General features: G+C 63.9%; 16 protein-coding genes and 1 pseudogene. All 17 read right to left on the bottom strand.

Features of this window, described 5'->3' with window-relative positions; genetic code table 11:
* Positions 1-1081: MFS transporter (locus EOD15_RS11430; RefSeq protein WP_127408492.1), on the bottom strand; the 1081-nt coding region annotated here is incomplete at its 3' end.
* A 231-nt stretch (positions 1082-1312) separates the two neighbouring features.
* Positions 1313-1579, bottom strand: a complete 267-nt coding sequence (gene fliQ, locus EOD15_RS11435) for a flagellar biosynthesis protein FliQ (RefSeq protein ID WP_023810020.1) — start codon at positions 1577-1579, stop codon at positions 1313-1315.
* Positions 1580-1603: 24 nt separating this feature from the next.
* Positions 1604-2011 (bottom strand): flagellar hook assembly protein FlgD, encoded by a 408-nt coding sequence (gene flgD, locus EOD15_RS11440; protein WP_013529774.1) that lies wholly within the window; start codon positions 2009-2011, stop codon positions 1604-1606.
* Complete coding sequence (gene flbT / locus EOD15_RS11445) at positions 2011-2454, bottom strand: flagellar biosynthesis repressor FlbT (RefSeq protein WP_127408493.1); 444 nt, start codon at positions 2452-2454, stop codon at positions 2011-2013. Before flbT ends, flgD begins: the two co-directional genes overlap by 1 nt.
* A complete protein-coding gene (gene flaF, locus EOD15_RS11450) occupies positions 2451-2798 on the bottom strand; it encodes a flagellar biosynthesis regulator FlaF (protein ID WP_023810018.1) in 348 nt (115 codons plus the stop codon). The genes flbT and flaF overlap by 4 nt, the downstream gene beginning before the upstream one ends.
* 31 nt (positions 2799-2829) lie before the next feature.
* A complete protein-coding gene (locus EOD15_RS11455) occupies positions 2830-3873 on the bottom strand; it encodes a flagellar hook-associated family protein (RefSeq protein ID WP_127269451.1) in 1044 nt (347 codons plus the stop codon).
* A 4-nt stretch (positions 3874-3877) separates the two neighbouring features.
* Positions 3878-5332: a flagellar hook-associated protein FlgK gene (gene flgK / locus EOD15_RS11460; protein WP_127408494.1), complete on the bottom strand. Its 1455-nt coding sequence runs from the start codon at positions 5330-5332 to the stop codon at positions 3878-3880.
* A gap of 27 nt (positions 5333-5359) precedes the next feature.
* Positions 5360-6619 (bottom strand): flagellar hook protein FlgE, encoded by a 1260-nt coding sequence (locus EOD15_RS11465; RefSeq protein WP_127322241.1) that lies wholly within the window; start codon positions 6617-6619, stop codon positions 5360-5362.
* Positions 6620-6698: 79 nt separating this feature from the next.
* Complete coding sequence (locus EOD15_RS11470) at positions 6699-7367, bottom strand: response regulator transcription factor (protein ID WP_127322242.1); 669 nt, start codon at positions 7365-7367, stop codon at positions 6699-6701.
* Between the two features lie 222 nt (positions 7368-7589).
* Complete coding sequence (locus EOD15_RS11475) at positions 7590-8177, bottom strand: transglycosylase SLT domain-containing protein (RefSeq protein ID WP_050592657.1); 588 nt, start codon at positions 8175-8177, stop codon at positions 7590-7592.
* Between the two features lie 181 nt (positions 8178-8358).
* Positions 8359-9489: pseudogene (locus tag EOD15_RS37345) on the bottom strand (flagellar hook-length control protein FliK); the annotation flags it as partial.
* Entirely contained in the window at positions 9486-10865 is a 1380-nt protein-coding gene (locus tag EOD15_RS11485) for a chemotaxis protein MotC (RefSeq protein WP_127408495.1), read from the bottom strand. The gene EOD15_RS11485 and the pseudogene EOD15_RS37345, both read right to left, overlap by 4 nt.
* Positions 10862-12202 carry a MotB family protein gene (locus EOD15_RS11490; protein ID WP_127322517.1) on the bottom strand — a complete coding sequence of 447 codons (1341 nt, stop codon included), beginning with the start codon at positions 12200-12202 and terminating at the stop codon, positions 10862-10864. The genes EOD15_RS11485 and EOD15_RS11490 overlap by 4 nt, the downstream gene beginning before the upstream one ends.
* Positions 12199-12825, bottom strand: coding sequence for a hypothetical protein (locus tag EOD15_RS11495; protein ID WP_127322518.1), 627 nt, complete (start codon positions 12823-12825; stop codon positions 12199-12201). The genes EOD15_RS11490 and EOD15_RS11495 overlap by 4 nt, the downstream gene beginning before the upstream one ends.
* Before the next feature lie 3 nt (positions 12826-12828).
* On the bottom strand, positions 12829-14475 hold the full coding sequence (fliF, locus tag EOD15_RS11500; RefSeq protein WP_127408496.1) for a flagellar basal-body MS-ring/collar protein FliF: 1647 nt from the start codon (positions 14473-14475) through the stop codon (positions 12829-12831).
* A gap of 132 nt (positions 14476-14607) precedes the next feature.
* Positions 14608-15672, bottom strand: coding sequence for a flagellin (locus EOD15_RS11505; protein WP_127321825.1), 1065 nt, complete (start codon positions 15670-15672; stop codon positions 14608-14610).
* A 257-nt stretch (positions 15673-15929) separates the two neighbouring features.
* Positions 15930-16916, bottom strand: a complete 987-nt coding sequence (locus EOD15_RS11510; protein ID WP_127271439.1) for a flagellin — start codon at positions 16914-16916, stop codon at positions 15930-15932.
* Positions 16917-17127 lie beyond the last annotated feature (211 nt).

Genomic DNA, 17127 nt, shown 5'->3' on the forward strand with positions numbered 1-17127 from the left:
CGGTCTGGTAGACCGACAGCACCCGGCCGACCACCCAGCGCGGCGTCGCCATCTGCACCGTGACGTTGAAATGCGAAAGCGCGATCACCCAGCAGGCGCCGCCGACAAGCAGGCCGAGCGACGTCTGCCAGGCATGCTGGCTGACGGCGGCATTGAAGGCGCAGACAGCGAAGCCGGCAAAAGCACAGCGCACCATCGTCTCGCTGGACAGCAACTGCCGCAGCCTGACGCTGATCAAGGCGCCGCCGACCGCGCCGATGCCGAAGGCGCCGAGCATGATGCCATAGGTGAGCGCATCGCCCTTGACGACATCGCGCGCCACCAGAGGCAGCAACGCAAGCACAGCGCCTGCACTGAAGCCGAACGCAGCACCCCTGACCAGCACCTTGCCGATGTTGGGCGACATGGCGACATAGCGCAGGCCGGCGCCCATGGCAGCCCCCAGCGACTCGCGCGGCAAGGTCGATACCGGCACGTTCGGCTTCCAGCGCGCCAGCACGACGATCAGGCCGATATAGCTCACTGCGTTCGCCGCGAAGGCGGCCGCGGCACCGGCCGCGGCGACGATGATGCCGCCGATTGCCGGACCGACGCTGCGCGTCAGGTTAAAGCCCATCGAATTGAGGGCGACGGCTGCCGGCACCTTGTTGCGGGGAACGATATCGCCGACGGAGGCTTGCCATGACGGGCTGTTGAGCGCGGTGCCGCTGTCAATCAGGAAGGTGAAGGCAAGCAGCGTCCATGGCGTGATCAGGCCTGAATAGGTGAACAGGGTCAGAAGCACCGACACCACCAGCATGAAGGTCTGGGCGACCAGCATCACCTTGCGCCGGTCGAAACTGTCGGCGATGGCGCCGGCGACGAGTGCAAACAGCATGATCGGCAAGGTGGTCGAAGCCTGGACCAGGGCCACCTGATAGGGCGAGGTGGCGATCGTGGTCATCATCCAGGCGGCGCCGACACCCTGGATCAAGCCACCGAAATTCGAGACGAGGCTTGCGCCCCACACGGCGCGGAAAATGCCGTGCCGGAAGGGCGCCAGCGCCGAGACGCTCTCGCTGTCCGGCTTTTCGTCAATCATTTGGGGTTCCTGCCATGTCGTGCCTGCTCGTCAGACAATCCGTTTGCGCAGACCGTTTGCCGAAAGTAGGGCATGGCGCCGCAAAGGGCAAAAAAGCGCATGGTCCAACAATGGGATAGAGGCGGTCCAGGCCTTGTCCGCCGGTGGGTCCGGAGGTGCCGCTGGGATCGGCGGCGTCTGTCCTCAGACAATTGCGAACGGCATGCCTCGGCACACCATCCTGGAACAGGTTCAGAACCCGTTCTGGATGCGCTCGAAGATGACGTTGGTGAAGGCCGATATCTGGCTGCCGATGAAGGGGCCGGTCAACGCCACCACCAGCATGATCGCGACGATCTTCGGCACGAAGGTCAAGGTGATCTCCTGTACCTGCGTCAGCGCCTGGATGAGGGCGATGCCGATGCCGACCGCCATGGCGACCAGCACCACCGGAGCGGACGCGACGAGCACCGTCCACACCGCGTACTGGACGATGTCGAGAGCGTCGGCCTCATTCATGGGACTGGCTCTCTGCCGAAAGCGTCAGCTTGCTGCCTTGACCGAGACTCCCGGACCGACCGCAACTTCGGTGCCGTTCTGCAGCACGGCGATGAGACCGTTGCTGGCGAGGCGCACCGAAGCCACGGTGCCCGTGGTCAGGCCGTCGGCGGAGGTGATCGAGCGCCCGATCAGTGCGTCGGCCTGCGACAGCGCCGAGGACTGCATGATCTGATTGAGCTTGGTATTGGTCTGCACCGACTGCTCGACCTGAGAGAAGGTGGCGAGCTGGGCGACATATTGCGTCGAATCCATCGGCTTGGTCGGATCCTGGTTCTTCATCTCGGCGATCAGAAGCTTCAGGAAGGACTGGTAGTCGACCGCTGTCTTCGAGGTCGACGCCGTGGCCTGATTGGCGCCTGTCGGAATCGTCGTCGTCATGTCCACGTTCATCAGTATCGTGCTCCCACGGCCAGCGGGCGCTCGGCACCCGAAACATCGTCATTACCACCCAGCGCGCGGCGTTCGAGCGGATAAAGCGCGCGGATCGCCTTCAGCGCCTCGTAGATATGATCCTCGCCGACCATGCGGTCGATCTGTTTCAGCGCGCTGCAGATCTGGGTGTCCTCGAAGCTTGCCAGAAGCAGCGGCAGCGAACGGCGGAACATGTCGCGCGCGGCGGCGGCGCCGGCCGGGTTCATCAGCATGACCTGCAGGATGAAATAAAGCTGCTTGAGCGGCGTCGAGGCATCGTCGGCCTGAATGACGTGGCTTTCGAGCAGGAACTGGACGTCGTTCATCAGTTCGACGGTGACCTTGCGGTCGACCCGGATGACGGCGCCGTTGATGTAGATCTTTTCGTTCGGCCTGAGCGATATCTTCAGCGTGTTGGTCATTGAATGCCGTCCCTGATGATCTGGGACACCTCGATCAACCCTTCGAAATTGTTGGTGCGGCCCTGACGGATGTCCTCCGCCTCGCGCAGCAGCCACAGGCCGATGGAAATGAGGTTGGCGCGCAGTTCCTTGGGCAGGGCGTTGTCGCTGGAGCCAAGATCCTCGACGAAGGCGGTCCAGACGCGGTTGGTGAAGTGAAGCGCCTCGATCGCTTCCATGGAATCGTGGCCGGCCGCTGCTGCCGCCGCCAGCATGTCGATCGAGCGGGTCAGAAGCTCCCGCTCGCGGTCCTTCGCGTCGGCAACGGAGTTGCTCTGGATGTCGGCGTAGGAGAATTGGTACATCGTTGGGGCTCTACCGTTCCGTTAAGCGTTGTCAGGTCAGGTAATTCAACAGGCTGAGCTGCTGCAGGCGTGCGGTCAACGCGAAAGACGTTTCGATGTGCTGTGTCAGGTCCGCGACCCGTGTCGCGGCTGCCGCCGGATCGACGGCTTCCAGATCGAGAATGTGCCGTTCGAAAAGGTCGACCTGCGTTTTCATCCGATCGTTGGCATCGGAAACCCGCTTCTGGACGATGCCGGTCTCGGATTGAAGCTGGCCAATGCCGCTCAGCGCTTCGCCGACCAATGTGGTGGAGCGGCTGACAACCGTATTCTTCGCCGCCTGGCTGATGTTGCTGGACATCAGGCTGCTGACCATGGCTGCGGCCATGGCGAGTTTCTGAATGCCATCGCTGTTGGCGCTGGTCGAAGTCGGTGTGGTTTCGTTGAGTGCGATGCGGCTGACGATCTGCTGGTCGGTGGCGTTCGACCAGTCGCCCTGCCAACCCGCGCCCGTGAACAGCGGCGCGACATCGTTGGTGATGAAATCGTCCATCTGGGCGGCCGTGATGTTGGCCGCTGCCGGGTCGTCCTGGGTGAAACCGAAATTGGTGAGGAAAGCGGTATCGAATGCAGCCTTGGCGGGAGAGCCGGCAGCCGTGAAATCGTTGATCGGCTTGACGTCGGTGTTGGTGCCGGCAAACAGATATTCACCATTGACGCTGGTGTTGAGGATCGAGGTCAGCTGCTGGATGGTCGCCTTGCCGGAGTCCCGGGTGAGGCTGTTGGACGAGTCGCTTGAGGAAGCGGTGGTCAGGGCGGACAGGAAGGTCTGAGCGGCGCCGGAGAGCTGGCCAAGCGAGGTCTGTGTCGAGGAAAGCCTGGCGCCGACCAGGCCGTTGGAATCGATAATGACGTTGAGCCGGTCGAGATCGCGCGAGAAGGTGACGGACTGGGCGGTGCGGCCTCCGAGAGCCAGCCCGACATCGGCGACCCTACCGGTCGACGCTTCCTTCGTGGCTTTGACGAGTTCGGCCTGCATGCGCATCTGCTGGGAGCGCATGGCATTGGAGATTGCGGCCGAGGAGACTGAAGTCATGGAATTATCCCACCGCGTTAAGCAAGGCCGTCAGCATGTCGTCGACGGTTTTCATCATCCGGGCCGATGCCTGGTAGGTGTGTTCGAGGTCGAGCAGCAACGACATTTCCTGGTCGACATTGACCCCGGTCGCGTTGGACAGCGCTTCGGCGCTGCGCGATGCCAGTGCCTCCTTGGCGTCGGAGGCGGTCGAAGCCTGCTGGCGCACGCCTTCGAACCAGCCGATAGAATTGGCCGCGTAGTCGGATACGCTGGACGTTGCCGAAACCCCTGCGGCGGAGTCGAAAGTCATCGGCTGGTCGAGCCGGTCGCCATAGGCCACCAGAAGGGTGGAATAGGATGCGCCGCCGCCGGTGTTGGCGACATAGGCTGCACCATTGGCACCGCCGTCACGCAGCAGCGTCGGATTGCCGCCGGTGCTCGGGTCCATCGCCGAATTGACGCGGATGGACGCGGCAAGGCCGTTGACCAGCGTGCCGGCGGCCGGCACGGCCGGCGCTCCCGACCAGGTGAACAGGCCGGCGGCATTGGCCATCGAGGGTGCGGTCTCGGCAAAAGCGGTGATCAGGCCACGCGCGGTCTCGTCGAGCTGGCTCTGCATGGTCGAGGCGACGCCGTCGCGCAATTGCAGCAGGCCGGCAAGCGTGCCGCTGGCGCTGGTGTTGCCACCGGCTCCCGCCGAGATCGGCACGTTGTCGATGTAAACGGCATTGCCGGCGGCACCCGCGGTATAGCCTGCCGACGCCGCGAAGGTGACCGTGCGCGGTATCGTCTCGAACAAAGTCGTTCCGTCGCCGGTGGTGATGACCATGTCATTGTCGCCTCGCGTGAAGGTCGACACCGGGACATAGTTCGAAATCTTCTTCAAAAGCGCGTCGCGCTGGTCGAGCGCATCGGAAACGTCGGTGCCGGAACGGGTTCCGGACATGACCGCCGTGTTGGCATCCTGGAACTGGCTGAGCAGCGAGTTCAGGTCATCGACGGCGGTGGCGATCTGGCCGTCGGTCTGGGTGCGGAAATCCTGGACTGCCTTGGAGCCGTCGTTGAGCGAGCGCACGACCTGTTTGGCGGCGTCGATGACCGAGGCGCCGAGGTTCTGGTTCGACGGCGAGGTGGCGTAGAGCTGCAGCGCCTGCTGCAGGTTGGCGATCGCGGTCGAGGGCGAGGACGCATTGTCGACGCCATTGACCGCGACGCCCAGCTGATCCATGCCGCTGTAGAGCGCGTTCTGCCCGCTCCAGGCCGATAGCGCGCCGAGATTCTGGCGAAACAAAAGCTCGTTGGCTGCGCGCTGGATATCGACCGAACGCGCGCCCGGCGCCGTGCTGGTGACGACGGCCTGGCGCCGCGAATAGTCCGGGTTGGAGGCGTCGGCGACGTTGCGCGAGACAACGCTTGTCTGTCGCGCGGTGTTCATAAGCGCCGACTGGGCGATACTCAATGCGGTAGACAGTGACATGCGGGTCTTTCGCGGGCGACGCCCGTCTTATCTCTTCAGGTTGACAAGGACGTCCATCAGATCGGAACCGGTCTGGAAGACTTTCGAATTGGCGGTGTAGCTGCGCTGCGCCGCGATCATGTTGGTCAGTTCTTCGGCGATGTCGACGTTGGAATTCTCGAGCGCGCCGGAGATGATGGAGCCGAGTTTGCCTTCATTGGCAAAGCCGACACGAACCGCGCCGGACTCGGTGCCCTGCGAATAGACGTTGCCGGGCAGCGCGGTGAGCTGGTCCGGGCTCTGCACGTCGGCCAGCGGAATCTTGTAGAGCGGCTTGGTCGAACCGTCCTTGTACTGTGCGTAGATGGTGCCGTCCTTGCTGATCTGGACCTTGTCGATGGTGCTCGGCGCGTTGCCGTTGACCTGGGCATCGGAAACCGTGAAGCCGGCGCCAAGCTGGGTCAGCGCAGACAGATCGAGATTGAGGGTGGCGCCGTTCGGCACGGTAAATGAAACGCCGGTGGGCGTGCCGGTGAGCTTGCCGGTGGTGGTGTCGAAGGTCAGGTTGGCCGAGCCCAGCAAGCCGCCAGCGGTGTAGGGGAACGATGTTCCAGCGGTGGCCTTCGACTGATCGAAGACCGCCACCTGCCAGGTGCCGGCGCCGGTGTTGGTGAAATAGACGTCGAGCAGCTTCTTGTTGCCGAGATTGTCGTAGGCGACCATCGAGGATTTCGACGTGTATTGCGCGGTCGCAGCGTTGGCGGCGGGCAGGTTGGCGGTCGCGACCGGTGTCGCGCCGGCCGGCAGGTTGCCGGCATAGCTGCCCTCGGTGCTCGGCGTTGCGGTCATTCCCTGGTCGGAGATGACAACCGGGACCAACCCCTCGAAGCCATTGACCGTCGCTGCCGGTACGCCGTTGTCGTAGCTATACGCCATCAGCTGGAAGCCGGCCGAGTTGACAAGTCTGCCTTGACCGTCGGGAACGAAAGCGCCGGCCCGGGTCAGGTAGGGGGTGCCGCTCGGATCCTGGACGACAAAGAAGCCATCGCCGCTGACGGCAAGGTCGGAAACCGAGGTCGTGTACTGAAGCACACCCGGATCGCTGACCGCCTGGCGGATCGTCGTGGTGACGCCGCCGGAATTGTAGGCACCGCCGGTCGACGGCATGACCAGCGTCGAGAATTCGGCGGAGGAGCGCTTGTAGCCGGTGGTGTCGGAATTGGCGATGTTGTCGGCGACCGTCGATAGGCGGTTTGCCTGGGCGTTCATGCCGGAAACGCCGGTCCGCATCATTCCGTAGAGGCTCATCGAAACGTCTCCGCTGTGTCCATGCTGCTGGCTACTAGGCTACGCATGTTTTCTTGCGCGAGGCTGGCGCGGCGCTGCATCAGAAGACGAGCCGGTAGCCGAGGAAACGCTTGGAATCGATCGGGTCGGTGCCCAGCTTCTCGCGCAGCTTCTTGCGCAGTTTGCTGATGTGGCTTTCCACCACGTTCTCCTCGACCTCTTCGTCGAAGATGCCGTAGATGGCGTTGAAAACCTGGGTCTTGGTGACACGGCGCCCGCGATTGCTCGCCAGATATTCGAGGATGCGGCGTTCACGGCGCGGCAGGGGGAGGGGCTGACCGTCGATCTCGGGGTCGCGGCCATCCATGAAGATGCGCATGGCGCCGATCTCGGTGTAGGCGACGTCTTCCAGGGCGCGGCGGCGGATGGCGGTGATGCGGGCCAGGATCTCGCGGATATGGACGGGCTTGCGAATGACGTCGTCGACGCCGCTCTCGAACAACCGGAGCGTGTTCTCCAGCGAATGCTGTTCGCTGAGCGCAATCACCGGGGCGCCGGTGCGGTCGCGGATCTGGCGCGGAGAGATGGAACCCTCGCGGCAGTCGCCGATGAGGAAGGCCCGGACCGAGCGTAGATCGGTGTCTGCGGCAGAGTTCACCCACTCACCGAATTCCCCGGACGCAAAGCCTGCACAGGCGATGCCCTCACGATCGAAAAGTGAATTGTATCCCTCTGTTACGAGCTCGCGCTCGTCAACGATCACAATCATCGGCCCCGCCTTCCGAATCAAATCATTTGCCCCGTGAAGAGAGGCGTATCCGCTGGCGGGAATCCTGAACAACCGTCATTTCTTGTAGCTAGTTTCTTGGGAGTCTGGAATCGTTTCGGTTGCATTAGCGGGCGGCCAGATGTGCTTTCGGCGGCAAGTTCTGACCAAGTCAAACCAACAATTCGGGTTGTACGGTTTGTCTATTAGTAACGGGAAATGCGCTTACGGGTTGCAGAATCCGCGGGCGTTCGCGGTCCATTTTCCAAAGCCGGTGGCGACCATGTTGGCAATGACGCGGCAGACATAGATCTTCTGCGCCGGGTCGTTGTCGGGACCGGCATGATAGCGGGCCACGGCCATAGACCAGGTCTCGTGACGGGCATGAAGGCTGGCCAGGAAGCGCGCCGCATAGTCGACGTTCTGGCGTGGGTCGAGCATGTCCTCGACGCTGCGAAAATGCGATGCGTGGTAGTGGTGATTGATCTGCATGCAGCCCAGATCGATCAGGGTCTTGCCCTCGCGCCGGGCATTGGCGAAGGCGGCAAGGGCCTCGGTCCGGCTCCTCGGAAAGACTGCTTTTCCTTCTATATTCAAGGCATTGGGTTGAAGGCTGCCCTTGTTTCCGGTCTCCGTCAGGCCAACGGCATAGAGGATGCCGGCGGGTACGCCATAACGATCGGCGGCGCGCAGGATCTCCGGCTCGCAGGGATTGGCCGCGGCTGCGGCGGCGTTTGCCGCGCTTGATAAAGATATCGCCGCCAGCGCGCTCGCGAGCAGGCGAAGTGCCGCGGCCGTAGTCCTGCGCGTCATCGTTGCGTTTCCCTGAGGATTGCTGGCCCGGTTGCTGGCCGCCGGCTCCACCATTGCCGCTGCCCGAATTCCCCGGTTGAAAGGATGCTGGATCGCGGCCTGTCGCCGCCGCCATAGGAGCGGTTGCATCCGCCCGGGTTGTAGCGGGAACTGCTACCGAAGGTTGCAGTATCGTGACCTTGTCAACCTCGAAGCCGAGCCCCCGCAGCGACTTGACGATGGCCTCGCTGTCGGCCGACAGCCGACGATAAGCGTCGTGCGTTTCCGGCTTCAGCTCAATCGAGAGTTGTTCCCCGGAGAGGCGAAGATTGGCCGTCACCATGCCGAGTTCGGCGGGGTGGAGTTCGATCTTCAACACATGTGTCGGAACGGCAACAGAGCTGGCCAGATGGGTGGACGTGGGTGAGGCTGAAAGCGCCTTTTGCGGCCCGGCGTCGGTGGCTATGGCGTTGATCACATTGAGGGCTGCCTGGCTGATAGGACTCTGCGGCAGTGCGGGGAAGCTCCGTTCCGACACCACGTCGATGCGCGCAGTGGGCAGGGACTGTTTTCCCGCTTCGGGACGCATCGAGGACTGGACATCCTCGATGCTCTTCATCGCATTCGCGGCGTGCTTCGACCGCACGCCGGGCACATCGGCGGCCGGTGCGTCCGGCAGCTTCTGGGCCGCCGCCGCGGCGTCGCGTTCTGGCGCGCTGGAGGCAGCGCTCAGTGACTGACCGTCAAGCGCCGTCAAAGGTCCGTCGACGATCGACGCCTGCTCCGGCTTCGGCATGGTTTCGAGTGCTTCGCGTCCGCCTGCGGATTTTGGCCGGTAGGTCTTTGGCAGTGAAGCCTGCCCATCGAGCGCCGGGTCCGACAGATTCTCGCCGGTCATCGTATTGCCTCCGGCTGCCTTGGCCGTTGTCGAGAAATGCCGCAGGTCATGAAACGCGATCAGCAGCGGCAGGTCGTCCTGAAGCGGCTCGGCGTCCGGCGCCGTCTCTTCAGCGTCGGCCTTCGCGTTTGCTTCCAAATCGTCCTTGCCGGTTTTCACGTTTGCCACTTTGGCCGAGATGGTCCTTGCGGGCTCGGCCGATGCTGGTTCGGCCTTGGCGTCATGCCCGGCAAGGCCGGCCGCGAGCTTGCTCCAGCGCTGGTCGCGCGATCCCGCCTCTGTCGACGGCTGCCGTTCCGGGCGGGCAGCACCGGCATCGTCGCGCAGCATCTTGCCGAAGCCGGGGTCATCGTTCCTGCCGTTCGCGGCCGGCTGCTCCGACGTCGCGCGCGTGGAGGCAAATCCTGGCAAGGCCGAGCCGAGGCTGGTGGTCATTTGGGGGCGGCTCCAAGCATCTGGTCGATCAGGTCGAGCTGTCGACGTGTTCTGGTCATGGCGGCGTCGGTCGGATCGGCGGGCTCTGGACCGGCTGCGGGTGACGGTGCCGACGCCGGCATGACAGTCGCAGGGTCGGGGGATGCCGCTGCTGCCGTGTCCGGCGCATTGGCGGCTGGTCCGCTGGAGGCCGCGGTGACGGCGGGTTGCTCCGAGATGGCGCCTTCGACCGGTGGCAGGCCACTGTCATCGGCGCCTTGCGCCGTGGCGATCTCGGGCACCGGCTGCGCGGCGGCGGCAGGAACTGGGGCAGGCTTTTCCGCCGGAAGGGCGGTGGGCGGCGCGACGACCTCGCCGGCAATGGCCTGCGCGGCGTCGAGCAAAGCGCGGTCGCCCTCCGACAGCCGGCTGCGGTCGATCTTGCCGAGCTTGGCACGAACGTCCTCGATTGTCCCCGAGGTGACGGTGGAAAGGCTGGCATAGAGCAGGGCGCGTGGATCGTCCTGATTGGTGTTGCCGTCGCGGCCCTGTTCCGCCCGCGCCGAAGCGAAGGCCGACAAGTCGTTCAGGCCGTCTACCGCGGCCCGGCGGGCGATGCGCAGATAGATCACCTTCTCGCGCTCGGGATCCATCATCGAGGTGATGTCGCCCAGCTTGTCCTGGCTGATCGACATGTGCAGCGCGATGACGCCGGAGACGAAGGAGTCGGCGAACTGGCTGGCATAGGGCGAATAGAGGTAGCGCTCGACATATTGGGTGGAAGCAAGGGCGAAGCGTGCCGCGTCGCCTTGCGCGACTGCAAGGCCGACCGAACGGCGAAGTGCCGCTTCCTCGACCAGCGTGCCGGGGCTGAGCAATCTTGCCTCGTCGAGCAGACGGAGTGCGGTCGCCGGCTGATCACCGGCAAGCAGTGAGCCTTTGACCAAAGCGAGGAAGGCGCCGAGATCCGGAGGCAGCGCCATGGGATCGATCGGCCTCAAGGCTTCGATAGCCTCGCCGGGCCGGCCGTTGAGGTAATCAATCACGCCTTTGGCGATGGCAAGGCTTTGCGGATCCGTCGTAGCGCGCGACGTGGCCGCTTCGACGGTCACCGGGTTGCCGCCGCTCATGCCGTAGACAAGCAGGGCTCGAAAGTTCTTGGGATCCTTGTAGTCCTCGGCATTCGCCGCCCGCAGGCGCGCATCCGCCATCTCCAGCAGCTTGGCTTGCATCGGCAAGGCGGCATGATCGCCGGCGGCTATGCGGTCCTGGATGAGTTGCAGCGAGCGCACCAGCTGATACGGCTGCAGCGCGTCCTGGGCGAAACCGGCCGACGGGTGTCCGCCGGCCAGCAGCAACAGACCAATCAACCGGCGGGTGACGGCCGCTCGCTTCATCCGCCGGTCGCCATCAGGATCTCGATGCGACGGTTCGCGGCCGCCAATGGATCGGCTGCTACCTTCGGCTGGCGGTCGGCGAAGCCGGCGACCTCGGTGATGCGGCGTTCGTCGACGCCGCCGCGCACGAGCATGTAGTAGGCGGAATGCGCGCGCGCCGTCGACAGCCGCCAATTGTCGTAGCTGTCGCCGCGGAACGGCCGGGCATCGGTGTGGCCGTTGATGCTGATGGTGCCCTTCTGGCTGTTGACGATGCGGCCGATCTTCTCCATCGCCAGCACCAGTTCGCGTCTCGGCAATGCCGAGCCGACCTCGAACATGCCGAAGTCGAGCTGATCGGTGATCGAGATGACAATCCCCTTGTCGGTGGCTTCGACCGAGACGCCGTCGTGCAGCTTGTCGCCGGGCTTGAAGGCATCGGCCAGCTGCCGCTTGACGTCGGCAGCTGCCTTGACGGCAGCCGCGGTTGGCGCCTTCTCGCCGATGTCGGGCTTGGCGGCCTTTTGCGCCTCAGGCTCTGCCTTGGCTGCGCCCGCGACCGTGGTGCCGTCCGGCTTGGTCTCGCCGGCCATTGCCGTGGCAGGGTACGCGGCCTGCTTGCCGGTCGCGTCCTTAGCCAGCGGCTCGAGCGGTGCGGCGACAGGCGGCACGGCTTTGACTTTGAGCACTTGGGTTTCGGCGGTCTTGTCGCCGGGCTTGGCCGGATCGCCCTCGACTTTGGTGCGCTCGGCGCTGGCTTCGGCGCCGGGCGCCGCTACCTGCTGCGACCAGAAATCCGGCTCGAAGGGATCGCGGTAGGAGGCGCCACCGGAGGCGCCGGTAGCCGGGCCGGCAGCCTGCACGCCGCCGTCGCCTTTCTGGCTGACATTCTGCATGACGCCGGTATCCGCGGCGATTTCCGAAAGCACCGCGTAGGGGTCGGCGAAGAGATGGTCGTCGGAGCGTTCCGCCTGTTGCGGCTCCTGCTTGTCCTGCTTGTGGTCCGACGCGCCCGCGCCGGCATTGCCGTTCTGTCCGGCTTTGCTGGTCGCCTCTTGCGGATCGTCGGCCGTCAGCCCCATGGCGCGCGGACCGTCGCCGAGATCCTCCAAGCCCTTGCGGCTCGAATTGCGGTCGACCAGCTTGACCGGGTTGAAGTAGCTGGCGACGGCTGCCTTGGTCTGCTCGTTGGCGGCGTTGATCAGCCACATGACCAGGAAGAAGCACATCATGGCCGTCATGAAGTCGGCGAAGGCGATCTTCCAGACGCCGCCATGGTGGGCCTCGTCATGGTCGTCATGGCTGCGCCGCACGATGATGATCTCGTGGCGGCCGTGGTCGGCGTCTGCGACGCTCATGCCAGGACCTCCGAGAGGGCCGTCGACCATTCGGCCATGCGCGTCTCGAACACTGCTTCGTCGATGGCGACGGTCAGGTCGAAACCTGGCGCCTCGACAAAATCGAGATTGGCGGCGCCGGGTCCGAGCGACGCCTTCAGTGTTTCGAACATCGAGAGCGGGCCGCGCACGACGATGCGCACCGCTTCAGCATCGCCGACCGCTTCGCGGATGGCGCCGGCCAATGCCTCGATCGAACGTTTCTGCAGATCGTCGCTGACGATGCCGCCGATGATGCGGGCGACCGTGGCGGCGACAAGTCCGGTGACGCGCGCCTCCATGGCATCGATGCGCAACGAGACCGCCTTGCCGACATCGTCGCCGAGGCTTTCGAGAAATATCCTTGCTTCCTCGGCATTGGCCTGGCGTTCGGCTTCGAGCGCGGCGTCATGCGCAGCCGACAGGCGGACCTCCAGCGCTGCCTCCGCCTGGGCAACCGCCTCGGCGATCAGCGTGCCGATATCGGCCTGCGGCGCCGGCGTCTCGGGCTTGTGTTCGGGATCGATTGCTGCCCGGGACTGGCCGGCACGTTGCGCGCGCGTCCCGAAATCAGGCAGAAGGTCGAAGAGGGCTACGGAGGGCATGGTTTACACCGCCACTTCCTGGGCGGCCCATTTGCGCAGGATCTGCGCGGTGCGCTCCTCGTTGAGATCGACCATCCTGGCAAGCCTGTCCTGCGGCGCCGGCCGGATCTTCTGGCGAAGATCGTCGAGCGGCGTGGGGCCTGGGCGTGTGCCTGGCAAGGTCCCAATCGCGGCACTGTCGGTGGCCGCCATTGCCTCCGGCGTCGGCAGCGAGCGCTGGACGTCGTCGAAGCTGGGACCTGCCAGGGCCGGAGTAGCCTTTGCCGTCAGCGCCACGGCCATCGGCCTCAGGCCGAAGAAGGCGACCAGGAACACCACGACGATGAAGGCACCGGCATTGATCATCGTGCCGGCATGCTGGCCGATCGAATCGAGCATTCCCGCCTGCGGGATCGCCTCGCCATCCAGGCCGTCGATGAACTCGACCGCCGAGACGTCGATGATGTCGCCGCGCTTTTCGTCAAGGCCGGTAGCGGACGTGACCATCTTCTGGATCTCGGCGACGCGCATGGCGATCTGCTCCGGCGTGGCGTCCTTGCCGAGGATGGCCGTCAGCCGTTGCTGATTGACGACCACGGCAATCGACATCTTGGTGACGGTGTAGCCGTTTGAGACCGTGGCGATCTTCTTGGAATTGATCTCGTAGTTGGTGATCTCTTCCCTGCGGTCGTTCTGCGAGGAGGATTGCGGACCATCGGTGGCGGTTGCCTGGGTCTCGGGCAGGTTCTGCTCGACGCTGGCCGGAGTGGAAGCCTGCTTCTGGTTGTTGTTCTCGTTGGCCCGCACCGACTGCACCGAGCGTTCGACGCGGGAATTCGGATCGAAGATGGTCTCTTCCGTCTGGCGGGTGTCGGTGTTGACCTCGGCCTTGACGCTGGCGCGGAAATTGTCGGGGCCGAGATAGGCCGTCAGCGCACGGCGGATGTTGTCTCCGATCTGCGCCTCCACGGTCTGCTCGACGCCGAGCGTGCGGGCGGCGCTGGTGTTGGAAGGATCGTCGCCCGCGGCCAGCAGATTGCCGCTGGAATCGAGAACAGTCACCTTGTCTGCCGACAGGCCGGGAACGGCGGCGGCGACGAGATGGCGGATCGACATGGCGCTCTTCTCGGCGTCGATGCCGGCGTAGCGGATGACCACGGAGGCCGAGGGCTGCTGCTCGTCGCGGCGGAAATTGGCCCGTTCTGACATGACGATGTGGACCCGCGCAGCCTTGATGCCCGATATGGACTGGATGGTGCGGGCGATCTCGCCTTCCAGCGCGCGCACGCGGGTGATCTGCTGCATGAAGGAGGTGAGGCCGAGCGAGCCGACATTGTCGAACAATTCGTAGCCGGCATTGGCGCTGGTCGGCAGGCCCTTTTCGGCAAGCAGCATGCGGGCCTGAGCGGTGGTGCCGGCCGGCACCAGAACCGAGGTTCCATCGGCGCCGACATCGAAGCCGATGCCGGCTTCGCCCAGCACCAGGCCGATCTGGTTCACGTCGGCGCGGTCTAGTCCCACATAGAGCGTGTCATAGGCGGGGCGGTTGAGATAGACCGAGGCGATGCCGATGACGCCCATCACCAGAACGGCGATGCCCGCCAGCATGGCGAGGCGCTTCACGCCAAACCCGCGGAGATTCGAGATGATGCTCTGGATCTGTTCCGGCACGGTTCAACGACTCCCAGCATGATTGTCCGCCGGAACTCTAGTCTTCGAAGCTTGTGCGAAAATGAAATCGGGCCGCGCTGGCGGCGCGGCCCGATTATCTGTTGGAAAGGACGGCGCCGGTGGCGCCCGTGATCAGCTCTTGAACAGAGACAGGATCGACTGCGAGGCGCTGTTGGCGATCGACAGCGCCTGGACGCCGAGCTGCTGCTGAACCTGCAGTGCCTGGAGCCGGGTCGATTCCTTGTTCATGTCGGCATCGACAAGCTGGCCGACGCCGCGGTCGATGGAGTCCATCAAACTCTGGGTGAACGTCTTCTGCAGGTCGATGCTGCTCTTGGCCGAACCGAGGATGGTGGCGGAGTCAGTCAGCTGGGCCATGACGTTATCGATCCTGTTCACCATCTGCGTGATGATGTCGTCGGTAATGCCTGGTGCCGTGATATCGAGGTTGTAGGCGGAGATATTGTCCACCTTGGCGACCGCTCCAGCCGCCGTCTGGCCGGCGGTGTTCGCGGCGATGTCCGTTCCTCCGCCCGCGATCACAGTCGCATAGGCGTTGTCATACAGGGTCTGGGCCGCCCCCGTGGAATAAACGGACGTCTGGCGATCGAGCGTGCCGTAATTCTTCACGTCCGTGGCCAGGCCATAATCGAAAAGCTTGGTGCTCTCGACATCGATATCGATCGTCCCGATCGAGATGGCGCCGGATGAGGAACGATTGAATGAGGACACGATCTGGGAATCGGGCTGGACGCCGTCATTGGCGGCCGCAACCTGCTTTGAGGTCACCGCCAGGAAGTTCGAGCCTGAAAAGGTGGCCGCATCGGCGAACGACTTCATCTGCGCCTGAAGCGCTTTGATCTCGGTCTGCGTCTTTGCCTTGGCTGCGTCCGTCTGGCCGACGGTCGAAAGCAGCTTGGTCTTGATCTGGCCGATCGTTGTCAGCACATTGTTCATGCCGGTGTAGGCGGTGTCGACTTTCGAGGCGCCGAGGCCGAGTGCATCCTGCACCGTCGACAGGGCCTGGTTGTCGGAGCGCATCGTGGTGGCGATCGACCAGTAGGCCGCGTTGTCCGAAGCTTGCGAGACACGGTAGCCCGTCGATATGCGGGCCTGTGTCTGCTCGAGTGACTTGTTGGTGGCGCTGAGGCTTTGAAGCGCGGTTAACGCCGCGGCGTTGGTCATGATACTCGCCAAGAAAGTCGCTCCTTCTCAAAGGCCGGCATGCTCAGACATGCCGGATAGGCCTGCTTCAACCGTGGTATCGTGCCAGTAGGGCCGATTCGCCAACCGTTGTAAGCTATTGGTTAACCATAATTAGCGGGACATGGTTAACAGCCTGTTAAACGCGGCCTTTCGAGAGTTAACGACAGAGCGTTGCGCGCGGTCCGAGCAAACGAAATCGGGCCGCGCTTTTGGCGCGGCCCGATTTTAGTGCAAGTTGGCGGATGCGATTAGCCGCGGAAGAGCGACAGGATCGACTGCGACGAACCGTTGGCGATCGACAGCGCCTGGATGCCGAGCTGCTGCTGGACCTGCAGGGCCTGGAGACGGGTCGATTCCTTGTTCATGTCGGCATCGACGAGCTGGCCGACACCGCGATCGATGGAGTCCATCAGGTTCGAGGTGAAGGTCTTCTGCAGGTCGATACTGCTCTTGGCGGCGCCGAGCGTGGTGGCGGCGTTGGTCATGGCCTTGAGCGCGGCATCGACGACGTTCATCTGCTGCGCGATCTGGCTATCGCTGGCGGCCGTGCCACCCGAGAAGATAGTCAGCGAGGCAACCGAATAGGTGTCGGTAACCGCTGCGGCAGCGCCCAACGTCGGTGCCGAGGCCGTGGCAACAGCAGCGCCCGTGGTGCCGAGGCGGGCCGTGTCGAGAATGCCCTTGGCGGTTGGTGCCGCGCCGGCATCGTACAGCTTGATGCTTTCCACATTGACATCGATCGTGGAGATCGAAGCCGCGCCGGTCGCGTCGCGGTTGAAGGCCGAAACAATCTTCACGTCGGCCGCGGTGCCTGTCGCAGTGGACACCGAAAGCATGTTGGTGCCGGAGAAGGTGGCGCCATCGGCGTAGGCCTTCAACTGGTTCTGAAGGGCGGCGATTTCGACCTGGGTCTTTTCCTTGGAGGCGTCCGTCTGGCCGTAGGACGCGACCAGCTTGGTCTTGATCTGGTTGATCGTATCGATCGCGCTACTCATGCCGGTATAGGCTGTGTCGACCTTAGAGGCGCCGAGGCCGAGAGCGTCCGAAACGGTGGACATTGCCTGGTTGTCGGAGCGCATCGTGGTGGCGATCGACCAGTAAGCGGCGTTGTCCGAAGCCTGCGAGACCTTGTAACCGGTCGAGATGCGGGCCTGGGTGTCGGTGAGGGATTTGCTGGTGGCGTTGAGGCTCTGCAGGGCCGTCAATGCGGCGCTGTTCGTCATGATGCTGGACATGGTACTCGGACCTTGATTTTACAGGTATTTTTTACATACCGGCTCTACCGGTATGACGGTGCGGCATCATGCCCATGATCTCTCAAAATCGATCACCCGCCATCTGCGAGCGAATATGCGGGCAAGTCCCTACCAAAGGGCTAAACCGGACGGTTAATCGAAAATATATTGCTGGGATTTCGAGCCGGCGCCGCAGGGTCAGTTGAAGGAG

It is taken from the genome of Mesorhizobium sp. M7A.T.Ca.US.000.02.2.1, from assembly GCF_003996995.1.
Taxonomy (GTDB): Bacteria; Pseudomonadota; Alphaproteobacteria; order Rhizobiales; family Rhizobiaceae; genus Mesorhizobium.

What these genes read in the sequence shown, in the direction of transcription:
- fliQ (WP_023810020.1), bottom strand. Translation starts at nt 1,579, where the DNA reads ATGAATGAGGCCGACGCTCTCGACATCGTCCAGTACGCGGTGTGGACG.
- flgD (WP_013529774.1), bottom strand. Translation starts at nt 2,011, where the DNA reads ATGAACGTGGACATGACGACGACGATTCCGACAGGCGCCAATCAGGCC.
- flbT (WP_127408493.1), bottom strand. Translation starts at nt 2,454, where the DNA reads ATGACCAACACGCTGAAGATATCGCTCAGGCCGAACGAAAAGATCTAC.
- flaF (WP_023810018.1), bottom strand. Translation starts at nt 2,798, where the DNA reads ATGTACCAATTCTCCTACGCCGACATCCAGAGCAACTCCGTTGCCGAC.
- EOD15_RS11455 (WP_127269451.1), bottom strand. Translation starts at nt 3,873, where the DNA reads ATGACTTCAGTCTCCTCGGCCGCAATCTCCAATGCCATGCGCTCCCAG.
- flgK (WP_127408494.1), bottom strand. Translation starts at nt 5,332, where the DNA reads ATGTCACTGTCTACCGCATTGAGTATCGCCCAGTCGGCGCTTATGAAC.
- EOD15_RS11465 (WP_127322241.1), bottom strand. Translation starts at nt 6,619, where the DNA reads ATGAGCCTCTACGGAATGATGCGGACCGGCGTTTCCGGCATGAACGCC.
- EOD15_RS11470 (WP_127322242.1), bottom strand. Translation starts at nt 7,367, where the DNA reads ATGATTGTGATCGTTGACGAGCGCGAGCTCGTAACAGAGGGATACAAT.
- EOD15_RS11475 (WP_050592657.1), bottom strand. Translation starts at nt 8,177, where the DNA reads ATGACGCGCAGGACTACGGCCGCGGCACTTCGCCTGCTCGCGAGCGCG.
- EOD15_RS11485 (WP_127408495.1), bottom strand. Translation starts at nt 10,865, where the DNA reads ATGAAGCGAGCGGCCGTCACCCGCCGGTTGATTGGTCTGTTGCTGCTG.
- EOD15_RS11490 (WP_127322517.1), bottom strand. Translation starts at nt 12,202, where the DNA reads ATGAGCGTCGCAGACGCCGACCACGGCCGCCACGAGATCATCATCGTG.
- EOD15_RS11495 (WP_127322518.1), bottom strand. Translation starts at nt 12,825, where the DNA reads ATGCCCTCCGTAGCCCTCTTCGACCTTCTGCCTGATTTCGGGACGCGC.
- EOD15_RS11510 (WP_127271439.1), bottom strand. Translation starts at nt 16,916, where the DNA reads ATGTCCAGCATCATGACGAACAGCGCCGCATTGACGGCCCTGCAGAGC.